Source organism: Gemmobacter caeni, assembly GCF_003054195.1.
GTDB lineage: Bacteria > Pseudomonadota > Alphaproteobacteria > Rhodobacterales > Rhodobacteraceae > Gemmobacter > Gemmobacter caeni.
The window spans coordinates 1-10,888 of the sequence record NZ_QBKP01000007.1 but is presented as its reverse complement, the minus strand read 5'-3'; the positions used below and the strand labels follow the sequence as shown (position 1 = coordinate 10,888).

Sequence of the window (10,888 nt, the reverse complement as noted above, 5' to 3'; positions counted from 1 at the left end):
GTCTGACGCCCGGAAGGCGGGAACGATACTGAACACAAACATGCAAATGAAAAAACGGGCGCACAACTGCGCCCGTTTCCGTCATGGCTGTGGCACGCGGGGCAACCCTGCGTGCCATGAAGACCTCAGAAGAAGCCCAGCTTGTTGGGGTTGTAGCTGACCAGCATGTTCTTGGTCTGCTGATAATGGTCCAGCATCATCTTGTGCGTTTCGCGCCCGATGCCCGACTGCTTGTAGCCACCGAAGGCTGCATGGGCCGGATAGGCGTGGTAGTTGTTCACCCAGACGCGGCCTGCCTCGATGGCGCGGCCAAAGCGATAGGCGCGGGTGCCGTCACGGGTCCACACACCGGCGCCGAGGCCATACATCGTGTCATTGGCGATGGCCAGCGCCTCAGCCTCGTTCCTGAAGGTGGTCACGCTGACGACGGGGCCAAAGATTTCTTCCTGGAACACCCGCATCTTGTTGTGGCCCTTCAGGATGGTCGGCTGGATGTAGAAACCTTCCGCCAGATCGCCGTTGAAGCGCGCGGCATCGCCACCCACCAGCACCTCGGCGCCTTCATCACGGCCGATTTGCAGGTAGGACATGATCTTGTCATGCTGCATCCGCGAGGCCTGCGCGCCCACCATGGTGGCCATGTCGCGCGGGTCGCCCTGCTTGATCGCCTTCACGCGGGCGATGCAGCGGGCAATGAATTCCTCGTAGATGTCTTCCTGGATCAGCGCGCGCGATGGGCAGGTGCAGACTTCACCCTGGTTGAAGGCAAACAGCACAAAGCCTTCGACCGCCTTGTCAAGGAAGGCATCATCCTCGGCCATCACATCGCTGAAGAAGATGTTGGGCGACTTGCCGCCCAGTTCCAGCGTCACCGGGATCAGGTTCACCGTCGCCGCTTCCATGATCTTGCGGCCCGTGGCCGTCGAACCGGTGAAGGCGATCTTGGCGATGCGGTTCGACCGCGCCAGCGCGTCGCCCGCTTCGGCACCATAGCCGTTCACGATGTTCAGCACGCCCGGCGGCAGCAGATCGGCGATCAGTTCGGCGAGCACCAGAATGGCCGCCGGGGTCTGTTCGGCGGGCTTCATCACGATGCAGTTGCCGGCGGCCAGCGCGGGGGCCAGCTTCCACGCCGCCATCAGGATCGAGAAGTTCCACGGGATGATCTGACCGACGACGCCCAGCGGCTCGTGGAAGTGATAGGCCACGGTGTCATGGTCGATTTCCGACATGGTGCCTTCCTGGCTGCGCAGGACACCGGCAAAGTAACGGAAATGGTCGATCGACAGCGGAATGTCGGCAAAGGTCGTCTCGCGGATCGGCTTGCCGTTGTCCCAGGTTTCGGCCGCGGCCAGCAAATCAAGGTTGGCTTCCATCACATCCGCGATCTTCAGCAGGATGTTTGACCGATGCGCGGCCGAGGTCTTGCCCCAGGCGTCTTTCGCGGCATGGGCGGCGTCCAGCGCGGCATTCACGTCGGCGGCATCCGAACGGGCCACTTCGCAGACCTTCGCGCCGGTGATCGGGGTGATATTGTCCATGTAGCGCCCCGCCACCGGGGGCACGAAACGTCCGCCGATGAAATTGTCATAGCGGGATTTGAAGGGCGAGACCGTGCGGAAATCGGCCTGTGTCATCTGGTTCATGCTGTTCCTCCTCCGAAGCCGCCTCCTTGCGGCCATGGGGAAAGCATGGGGTCTGGGGATGAGTCGGTCACCGGGGGCACGAAGGTTCGCGCCGCCCGACTGTCTCAGGTTTGAGACAGTCGGGGCGCGGAAATCTCAGGTCCGGCCCAGCTTGCGGTGCATGGTCGCGCGGCTCAGCCCCAGCGCACGGGCGGCGGCGGAAACATTGCCCGAGGCACGCGCCATTGCCCGGTTCAGCACGGCGCGCTCGGCATCTTCCAGCCGTTCATGCGCTTCCAGCTGCACCAGATCAGCCAGCGGGCGCGGCGTGGCAGACAGATCGCCCCTCAGCCCCAGATGGGTGCGCGCCGCTCGGGTGGCGCCGATCACCAGATCGTCGGCATCCACCGCCAGCACCGCCCCCTGCCCCTGATCCAGGCCCGGCACCAGCACCAAGCGCGCGCGGGGGAAATGATCACGGAACAGATCCGTCTCCATCTTCCGGGCCGTATCGCAAACGGTATGGGCAATCAGCGAAGCCACCGCCTCGGGCAAGTCGGCGCGGGCGGTGGAAACGTCGATCACCGCCGCCAGCCGTCCCTGCGCATCATGCACGGGGGCGGAGGAACAGGACAGGCCGGTGTTATGGGCCAGAAAATGCTGATCACGGTGAATGGTCACTGCCCGCCCCTCGGCCAGACAGGTGCCGATGCCATTGGTGCCCAGCTCCGCTTCGGACCAGTTGGCGCCGGTCCAGAGACCGGAGTCGGCAAAATCGCGGTCATCGCCCGGATTGCCGCGCCGGTCCAGCGCCACGCCTTCGGCATCGGCCAGCACGACGCAGGCGCCAAGACCGCCGACGATCTGGAACAGCCGGTCCAGATGCGGCGCGGCCAGCAGCGGCAGCGGCCCGAGCCGGTCACGGGCCTCCGCCAGCTCGGCCTGTGTCAGGCGGGGCACCGCATGGCGGCGGGTCGGGTCCAGCCCGTGCAGATGCGCCGACCGCGCCCAGGAGGCCGCGATGGCGGATCGGGCCGCCTGCCCGTTGGCAAGCGCCACCTCGATCCTTTGCAGGTGGCGGGACAGGGGTGTCTGCATCTGCGGTCCTCCGGGACGTCGGCTCTGCCGACCCTCCCCCACAGAAGCACCCATCCCGCCTGTCCGCAACGCGACCAAAGGCGCAGTTTTGCCGGATCAGGCGCTTTTGCGCTGAACCGTGCCGGTCAGGTTCGCAACGAGATCCCCTGGCAGATCCGGCTCCGTAACCAGCGCCGGAACAAGGCCGATCCCCTCGCGTTTCGCGCGGTAGACCAGCGCGCTGGTGCGGTCATAGCCCAGATCAAGGCTCAACCTGGTGGCCAGCGCGAGGCTGCCTTCAAACAGCGCGCGGCAACGGTCGGCATCCGCCACGATCCCGTCAACGCAGCGCGTGCGGAAGGTGTTGGCCGCGTTTTCCATCAGGCTCAGCGACTCAAGCAAACGGCACAGCAGCACAGGTTCCATCGCGTTCAGCTGCAATTCACCCGCCTCGGCTGCCATCGTAACCGTCACATCATTGCCGACCACCGCATAGGCCACCTGATTGACCATCTCGGGGATCACCGGGTTCACCTTGCCCGGCATGATCGACGATCCGGCCTGTACCGGCGGCAGGATGATTTCGCCCAGACCAGCGCGCGGCCCGCTGGACAGCAGCCGCAGATCCGAGGCGATTTTCGACATTCGCAGCGCGGCGGATTTCAGTGCCGCCGAAAACTGCACCAGCGCGCCCTGATCGTAGCCGGCGGCGAACAGGTCGTCGGCGCCGGTCAGATCAAAGCCGGAGATTTCCGACAGCGCGGCAATGGCGCGGGCGCGATACCCTTCAGGTGCCAGAATGCCGTCACCGATGGCTGTACCACCCAGATTGATCACCCGCAGCCCTTCGCTTGCGGCGGTGATCTGGCGCACGCTGTCGGCCAGCGTGGCAGCAAAGGCAGCAAATTCGGTGCCAAGGCTCATCGGCACCGCATCCTGCAACTGGGTACGGCCAACCTTAGTGATCCCGGCGAACTCTGTCGCCTTGTTGCGGAATGCCAACGCCAGCGCCTCCAGCGCGGTGGTCAGCGCCCGCGCCCGGTGCAGCAGCGCCAGCCGGATTGCCGTGGGATAGACGTCATTGGTGGATTGCGAATGGTTCACATCGTCGTTCGGATGCAGGTAGCGGTATTCGCCAAAGCCATGCCCCAACGCCCGCAGGCCCAGATTGGCGATGACCTCGTTGGCGTTCATGTTCGACGAGGTGCCCGCGCCACCCTGAATCAGATCAACCACGAAATGATCGTGGTGCTGGCCCGCGATGATCTGGTCGGTGATGGCAGTGATGACCTGCGCCTTTTCCGGTGCCAGGACCCCCAGTTCCAGATTGGCCCGCGCGGCAGCCTGCTTGACCATGGCGAGGGCACGCACGAATTCCGGCTCGTCCTTCAGGCGGCTGCGCGAAATCGGAAAGTTCAGGACGGCGCGGGCGGTCTGCGCCCCATAGGCCAGATCATCGGCGATTTCGACGACGCCAAGCTGATCCCGTTCGACACGCATGGAAGTTCTCCGTTGTTGCTGTGCCAAGGATGTCGCGGCGCTGTCTTTTGCGGAAATGCCGTTGATACATTTATCATGCCTTTTTTGCATGATGCCTTTTCGGTATGATCAATGCCGAAAAGGGCAGGGAGCATGCAATGGAACTGGTCTGGCTGCTGGATTTCGTGACGCTGGCAGAATGTTCGGTGTTCTCGCGCGCGGCGGAAATCCGCAACGTGACGCAACCTGCCTTCACCCGCCGCATCAAGAAGCTGGAATATGCGGTGGGAACGGTGCTGTTCGACCGTTCCGTGCATCCGGTTACGCTGACCCCGGCGGGTGAGAAATTTCTGCCGGTGGCGCAAAGCCTGATCTTTGAATGGGAAACCGCGCGGGCCGAGCTTGCGGGGGCGGGCGAGGCGCGGGCGGGTATCCGCATTGCCTGCCTGCAATCGCTGAGCGTGGCCTATGTGCCTGTTTTCCTGCGCAATCTGTACGATCATGGTGCGCGGCCGCGGTTCCGGGTCTTTGCCGATAATTTCGCCGGATGCGTGGATGCCGTGACCTCCGGTTCTGCCGATGTGCTGATCTGTTATTCGCATGACACGATTTCCACCGGCAGCTTCCTGCCGGGCAAGACGGTCTGCCCGCTGGACCGCGACCGCCTGATCCCGGTGTCGAAGGCCATGGCCGGGCAGGCGCTGCATGGGCTGGACGGGGGAAACATCCCCTTCCTGTCACCGGGGCCAGGCAGCTTTCTGGGGCGGCTGACCCGCACGATCCTCGCCCGCAACGGCGACGCGCTGTCGCTGGATACGGTTTATGAGGACAGTATCGGCGCCGCGCTGAAAACTGCCGTGATCGAAGGGCTGGGTATTGCCTGGCTGCCCGAAAAGCTGGTCGCGGCGGAACTGGCCAGCGGGGCGCTGGCCGATCTGTCGCGCGACATGCCGCAGATGGCCGAGCCGATCGGGATTACCGCCTATCGCAACGCCCATGCCACCAGCCCGCAGGTCGAACGGTTCTGGTCGCGCCTCGTCAGCCGCAGCACGGGCTGAGCGGCTCAGCGCCCGGTCAGACGGTTTGCCCAGGTCGCAAGGCGCGAGGTGGTCTTGCCGCCGCCCGCCGCTTCGTTCCGGTCGGCGCGGTGGTAAAGCCAGTACATGCCATGCACCCCCAGCCAGCGGAACGGCTCCACTTCCCATTTGCGCGGGCGGCGGTTGACCCAGGGCAGAGCGGTCCGTTCGGTCTGGCGGTCCAGCACCAGATCGGCAAGCGTCTGCCCCGAGAAATTGGAGGTCGAGACCCCCAGCCCGACATAGCCGCCGGCCCAGCCGATGCCGGTCTGCGGGTCCATCCCCGCAGTGGCGCACCAGTCGCGCGGCACACCCAGCACCCCGCACCAGGCATGATCCAGCCGCAGCCCGCGCGTCTGCGGCAGCATCCGATAAAGGATGTCCTTCAGCTTTTCGATGGTTTCCGGCTGGGTCTGGCCGCGGGTATCGGTCTTTGAGCCAAAACGATAGGGCACCCCGCGTCCGCCCATGGCGATGCGGTTGCCGCGCGTGCGCTGCGCATAACAATAGGCATGCGAGGCATCGGCCAGAAGCTGATGATCCTCCCAGCCGATCTCGCGCCACAGGTCATCGGGCAGTGGTTCGGTGACCACAATGGCGCTGTTCATCGGCAGCCACTCACGTTCGTTGCCGGGGATGCCATGGGTAAAGCCCTCGGTGGCGCGGATGATCCGGTGCGCCGTAACCCTGCCCCGGTTCGTGGTGACAAGGCCCTTTGCGATGCCGGTCACGGTGGTCTGTTCATAAATCGCCACCCCGCGCCGTTCCACCGCTTCGGCCAGACCGCGCACCAGCTTGGCGGGCTGCACGCGGGCGACGTGGTGACGCACCAGCGCGCCCTTCGCATCGGGTACCCGGATGCGCGCCGCCGCCTCGGCCCCGCCGATCAGTTCCAGCCGCGTGGTCGGCACCTGCCAGGACATCGCGGTTTCGTAATCCGCGCGCAGACGCGCCATTTGTGCGGGGGTCTGGGCGAAGGTCAGGCAATCGGTCAGCCGGAAGTCGCAGTCGATGCCCTCGGCCTCCGTCACGCGCTTCACCTCGTCCACGGTGGCGCGTAACTGGCGTTCAAATTCGATAACCCCCGCACGGCTGCCGGAGGACAGGTATTTGTGGCGGCTCCATCCAAATTCGCCCGAACACCAGCCGCCATTGCGACCCGAGGCGCCGAAGCCCGCGAATTCCTTTTCCACGATGGCGATGGACAGGCCGGGCTCAGCTTCTTTCAGGTAATAGGCGGTCCAGAGGCCGGTGAACCCCGCGCCGACGATGCAGACATCCACCGAGATGTCGCCGGGCAGCGGCGGGCGATAGCCCGGCACGCCGCCCATATCGGCATACCAGAACGACACTTCGCCATTGGTCCCTACGTCCATCTTCCGCTCCTTGCCACGCCGCACCACCGCCGATCACGCGCAGTATGCGGCCTTCGCCGGGGCGTGCCAATTCCCCACGGGGAAGGTTTGGCGGGCCGCCACCCCGGAGGCCGGGGCGGCGGCAGCCGGATTACAGGTCTTTCACCAGCCGCAGCGCATCATAGATCGCGGCATGGGTGTTACGCGCCGCCACCGCATCGCCGATGCGGAACAGCCGGAACCGGCCTTCGGTGTTGCGCCGCACATCCTGCACAGCACCGGCGGTCAGCGCGCGGTAATCCACCTCGCCCAGGTTCGACGACTGCGGCTTCAGCTCGAAATAAAGCTCGTCCAGCGGGCGGGTGCCGTGGTTGACCACCACCTGATCCACCAGCCGCTCGCGCCGGAAATCGCCGTAGTCGCTGCCCAGCGTGGCGCGCAACGCATTGCCCTCGCGTGCGACCGACATAAGACGCCAGGTCACCGTGAAGGTGGTGTCGCGCTTTTGCAGGTTGCGCATGTAGGGCACAAGGTTCATCGCCATGACCTCGGGCGAGAAGCTGCGGTCCGGGGTCACGATTTCTACCGCGGCCCCGGTGGCCGAGATCAGATCGGCCGCTTGCAGCGCCGCATGATCACCCGCGTCGTCATAGATCAGCACATTGCTGCCCGGCTTCACATCGCCCGACAGGATGTCCCAGGCAGAGACCACGAGGTCATTGCCACCCGACAGCACCTCGGTATGCGGCAGACCACCTGTGGCGATGATCACCTCGTCGGGGCTGGTTGCCAGAATATCAGCGGCATCGGCGAAGGTGTTGAAGCGGAAATCCACCCCCAGCTTTTCACATTGCGCCTGACGCCAGGCGATGACCGAGATCATCTCGCGCCGCCGTTCATCCTGTGCGGTCAGGCGGATCTGACCGCCCGGCTGGTCGGCCGCTTCGAATACGGTGACGGCATGGCCACGTTCGCCCGCCACCCGCGCTGCCTCCATCCCCGCCGGACCGGCGCCGACAATGGTGATGCGCTTCTTCGTGGCGGCAGCGGGGATGCTGTGCGGCATGGTCTCTTCCCGGCCCGTCGCCGGGTTGTGCAGACAGAAGGCCAGCCCGCCCTGATAGATACGGTCAAGGCAATAATTGGCGCCGACACAGGGACGGATGTCATCCTCCCGCCCTTCGATGACCTTGCGCACCAGATGCGGGTCGGCCATATGCGCCCGCGTCATCCCGACCATATCCAGCTTGCCGCTGGCGATGGCGTGCCGTGCCGTCGCCACATCGGGGATCTTCGCCGCATGGAAGGTCGGAAAGCCGGTCGCCGCACGGATCTCGCCCGCGAAGTCCAGATGCGGCGCGTTCTTCATGCCCTGAATCGGGATCAGATCGGTCAGCGCCGGGTCGGTGTCGATTGCCCCGCGCACGACATTGAGGAAATCGACCAGCCCGCTGTTCTTCAGCTTGTGGCTGACCTCCAGCCCCTCGGCCGCCGTCATGCCGCCCGGCTGGCACTGATCGCCGGTATAGCGCAGGCCGACGATGAAATCCTCGCCACAGCGGGCACGGATGGCGCGCAGCACGTCGAAGGTAAAGCGCAGCCGGTTGTCGAGGCTGCCACCATAGGGCTCCTCAAGATCATTGGTCAGCGGCGACCAGAACTGTTCGAGCAGGTGGCCATAGGCCTCCAGCTCGATCCCATCCACGCCCGCCGCCTTCATCCGCTCGGCGGCATCGGCGAAGTCGCTGATGATGCGGGTGATGTCCCAATCCTCGATCCGCTTCGGAAAGGCACGATGCGCCGCCTCGCGTTCATGGCTGGGGGCGACGACCGGCAGCCAGTCGGCCTTGTCCCAGCGGGTGCGGCGGCCAAGGTGGGTCAGCTGGATCATCACGGCGGCGCCATGGTCGTGGCATTCATCGACCATCTGCTTCATCCAGCCCACCACCTCGTCCTTCCAGGCGAGGATGTTGTTGAACACCGGCGGGCTGTCCTGCGCCACGCTGGCGGAACCGGCCGTCATTGTCAGCGCCACCCCCGCCTTTGCCCGTTCCACATGATAGGCGCGGTAGCGGCCCTTCGGCATCCCGTCTTCCGGGTAGGCCGGTTCGTGGCTGGTGATCATGATGCGATTGCGCAGCGTGAGATGCTTCAGCTTGTAGGGCTGCAAAAGCGGGTCGTTCGACATGGCGGGCGCCTTTCGGATGCGGGCTGGCAGGTGAGTCTGGCGGGATCATCGGAAAAATGTTCATAACTGTCAAGAAAACAGTCAGTGTAGAACATTTCTTGCGGATACCGTTCGTTCCGCCTAGTCTGCGTGTCATGGAAGAGACGGAAAAACCTGAAACGGGCTGGCGCGGATCGCGCGAGGGCTGGCTGGAAGCGGCCTATGGTGCGCTGATCCGCGAGGGCGTGGATGCGGTGAAAATCCTGCCGCTGGCGGAGCAGCTGAAGCTGTCACGGACGTCGTTCTACTGGTTCTTCCAGAACCGCGACGCGCTGCTGGCCGCACTGGCCGAGATGTGGGAGGCGCGGACCACAACCCCCCTGACCGCCGCGACGCGTGAATTTGCCGAAACGGAGACGGAGGCGATGCTGAATGTCATCGCCTGTTTCCTGCGGCCCGAGACCTTCGACGCGAAGCTGGAATTCGCCATGCGCGGCTGGGGCCTGAAAGACCCGGCCATCCTTGCCCGCGTGGCCGAGGCTGATCAACAGCGACTGGCCGCGCTGGCTGCCCTGCTGGAACGCTGGGGCCATGCGGCGCTGGATGCCGATGTGCGGGCGCGCACCATCTATCTGGTGCAGATCGGCTATATCTCGATGCAGGCTGACGAGACGCTGGAAACCCGGCTGGAGCGGATTCCGAGCTATGTCGAGATCTACACGGGGCGCCCGCCGGAACCACGCGAGATTGCCCGGTTCCGGGGTCGTTTCGGCCTCTAGGCTCAGAAATTCAGTGCCTTTTCGGTGGCGGCCTCCAGCGCCGCGGTAATGGCCCCGGCAAAGCCCGACGCCTCGGCCGCCGTCAGCCCCGCCGCCGTGACACCGCGATAGCCGTGGTAGCTTTTCAGCAGCGCCGCCGCCTGTTCCGGGCCCTGGGTGAACAGCGCGGGGGCACCGCAGACCACCGACCGCACGGCCCGCCATGCCACATCCGGCGCGATGCCCCGCCTGATGGCGTCGTGATACATTGCCTGCGCCATCAGCGCCGGATAAGCCGCACCCGAGCCGGACAGCGCCGACATATAGGCCAGCGCCGTCTCATCCGCCACGCGATCCACCATGCCGATGGCGCCCAGCACCCCGGCCACCCGGGTTGCGGCTGCGGCGGGGATCTCGCCCGCGCACCACGGCACATGAGCCTGCCCCTCCTGCGCGCCACCGCCGGGCATGGCGCGGGCGATGGTGGCCCGCGACCAGTCCCGCGCCAGCCGTTCCAGCGGCACACCCGCCATGAAGGAAATCACCAGCCCGCCAAAGCTCTGCGGGACGGGGATGTGGTAATCCCCGGGACGCACCGACAGCACCACAACCCCGGCGCCCGCCAGAAGGTCATCAAGGTCTGTCGCCCAGTGAACGCCCGGCCAGCCGTCATAATCCGCCGTCGGCCCGCGCCGGTTGAGCAGGCGCAAAGCCCCCGGCGGCAGGCCGCGCCGCAGCAGGTTCTGTCCGAGCGCCAGCCCCAGCCAGCCGGTTCCGCCAAGAATTGCAATGCCCTGTGCCATGCAGATCAATACCACATATCCGCGACTTCCGCCTTTCGCCGCGCCACGAAATCGCGCAGCGCCTCGTCAATACCTTCGTCCAGCGCCGGGGCCTCATATTCCGCCAGCCGCCGCTTCCACAGCTTGTTGGCACGGCTCGCGGCATCTTCCGACCCGGCAGCCTCCCATTTCTCGAAAGGCTCGTTGTCGGAAAGCTCGCTGTCCCAGAAGGCCGTTTCGTAATGGCCCATCGTATGCGTGCAGCCGAAGAAATGGTTGCCCGGCCCCACTTCGGCGAAGGCATCGACGGCAAGCTGGTCGTCATCGACCTGCACGCCCTTCAGATAGGAATGCAGCGCGCCGCAAAGGTCGGCGTCCAGCATGAATTTCTCGTAGGACATCGACAGCAGGCCGTCGAGGAACCCGGCGGAATGCAGGATGTAATTCGCGCCGCAATGGATGGCGGAAAGCATGGACATCGTGCCCTCCATCATCGCCTGCGCGTCGGGCAGTTTCGAGGTGGTGAAATTGCCGGCGCAGCGCAGGGGCAGGTTCAGCCGCCGGGCAAG

The 10,888-nt window shown here is 65.2% G+C and carries 9 protein-coding genes; 2 read left to right on the top strand and 7 right to left on the bottom strand.

Annotated elements, in window-relative coordinates:
• Positions 1-125: 125 nt before the first annotated feature.
• The 3 genes from exaC to C8N34_RS11895 all read right to left on the bottom strand — a co-directional run bounded on the left by exaC (position 126) and on the right by C8N34_RS11895 (position 4,202).
• Positions 126-1,646 (bottom strand): acetaldehyde dehydrogenase ExaC, encoded by a 1,521-nt coding sequence (exaC, locus tag C8N34_RS11905; RefSeq protein WP_054302895.1) that lies wholly within the window; start codon positions 1,644-1,646, stop codon positions 126-128.
• A 135-nt stretch (positions 1,647-1,781) separates the two neighbouring features.
• A complete protein-coding gene (locus C8N34_RS11900; RefSeq protein ID WP_108129040.1) occupies positions 1,782-2,723 on the bottom strand; it encodes a GAF domain-containing protein in 942 nt (313 codons plus the stop codon).
• A 96-nt stretch (positions 2,724-2,819) separates the two neighbouring features.
• Complete coding sequence (locus C8N34_RS11895) at positions 2,820-4,202, bottom strand: aspartate ammonia-lyase (protein ID WP_108129039.1); 1,383 nt, start codon at positions 4,200-4,202, stop codon at positions 2,820-2,822.
• A gap of 137 nt (positions 4,203-4,339) precedes the next feature.
• On the opposite strand from C8N34_RS11895, the gene C8N34_RS11890 reads away from it, so the two are divergent.
• Positions 4,340-5,239: a LysR family transcriptional regulator gene (locus C8N34_RS11890; protein ID WP_158640691.1), complete on the top strand. Its 900-nt coding sequence runs from the start codon at positions 4,340-4,342 to the stop codon at positions 5,237-5,239.
• A 5-nt stretch (positions 5,240-5,244) separates the two neighbouring features.
• Here C8N34_RS11890 and C8N34_RS11885 read toward each other — a convergent pair whose 3' ends face one another.
• Positions 5,245-6,633: an NAD(P)/FAD-dependent oxidoreductase gene (locus tag C8N34_RS11885; RefSeq protein WP_108129037.1), complete on the bottom strand. Its 1,389-nt coding sequence runs from the start codon at positions 6,631-6,633 to the stop codon at positions 5,245-5,247.
• A gap of 130 nt (positions 6,634-6,763) precedes the next feature.
• Positions 6,764-8,800: an N-methyl-L-proline N-demethylase HpbA gene (hpbA, locus tag C8N34_RS11880; protein WP_108129036.1), complete on the bottom strand. Its 2,037-nt coding sequence runs from the start codon at positions 8,798-8,800 to the stop codon at positions 6,764-6,766.
• Positions 8,801-8,934: 134 nt separating this feature from the next.
• Between hpbA and C8N34_RS11875 the strand changes: the two genes are divergently transcribed.
• Positions 8,935-9,558, top strand: a complete 624-nt coding sequence (locus C8N34_RS11875) for a TetR/AcrR family transcriptional regulator (protein ID WP_054302889.1) — start codon at positions 8,935-8,937, stop codon at positions 9,556-9,558.
• 2 nt (positions 9,559-9,560) lie between these two features.
• Here C8N34_RS11875 and C8N34_RS11870 read toward each other — a convergent pair whose 3' ends face one another.
• Together C8N34_RS11870 and C8N34_RS11865 are read right to left on the bottom strand one after the other, a co-directional pair.
• Positions 9,561-10,340 carry a pyrroline-5-carboxylate reductase family protein gene (locus C8N34_RS11870; protein ID WP_108129035.1) on the bottom strand — a complete coding sequence of 260 codons (780 nt, stop codon included), beginning with the start codon at positions 10,338-10,340 and terminating at the stop codon, positions 9,561-9,563.
• Positions 10,341-10,345: 5 nt separating this feature from the next.
• The coding region (locus tag C8N34_RS11865; RefSeq protein WP_211317728.1) for a trimethylamine methyltransferase family protein at positions 10,346-10,888 on the bottom strand (543 nt) is incomplete at its 5' end.

Coding starts and splice junctions, on each gene's coding strand:
- exaC (WP_054302895.1), bottom strand. CDS start 1,646: ATGAACCAGATGACACAGGCCGATTTCCGCACGGTCTCGCCCTTCAAA.
- C8N34_RS11900 (WP_108129040.1), bottom strand. CDS start 2,723: ATGCAGACACCCCTGTCCCGCCACCTGCAAAGGATCGAGGTGGCGCTT.
- C8N34_RS11895 (WP_108129039.1), bottom strand. CDS start 4,202: ATGCGTGTCGAACGGGATCAGCTTGGCGTCGTCGAAATCGCCGATGAT.
- C8N34_RS11890 (WP_158640691.1), top strand. CDS start 4,340: ATGGAACTGGTCTGGCTGCTGGATTTCGTGACGCTGGCAGAATGTTCG.
- C8N34_RS11885 (WP_108129037.1), bottom strand. CDS start 6,633: ATGGACGTAGGGACCAATGGCGAAGTGTCGTTCTGGTATGCCGATATG.
- hpbA (WP_108129036.1), bottom strand. CDS start 8,800: ATGTCGAACGACCCGCTTTTGCAGCCCTACAAGCTGAAGCATCTCACG.
- C8N34_RS11875 (WP_054302889.1), top strand. CDS start 8,935: ATGGAAGAGACGGAAAAACCTGAAACGGGCTGGCGCGGATCGCGCGAG.
- C8N34_RS11870 (WP_108129035.1), bottom strand. CDS start 10,340: ATGGCACAGGGCATTGCAATTCTTGGCGGAACCGGCTGGCTGGGGCTG.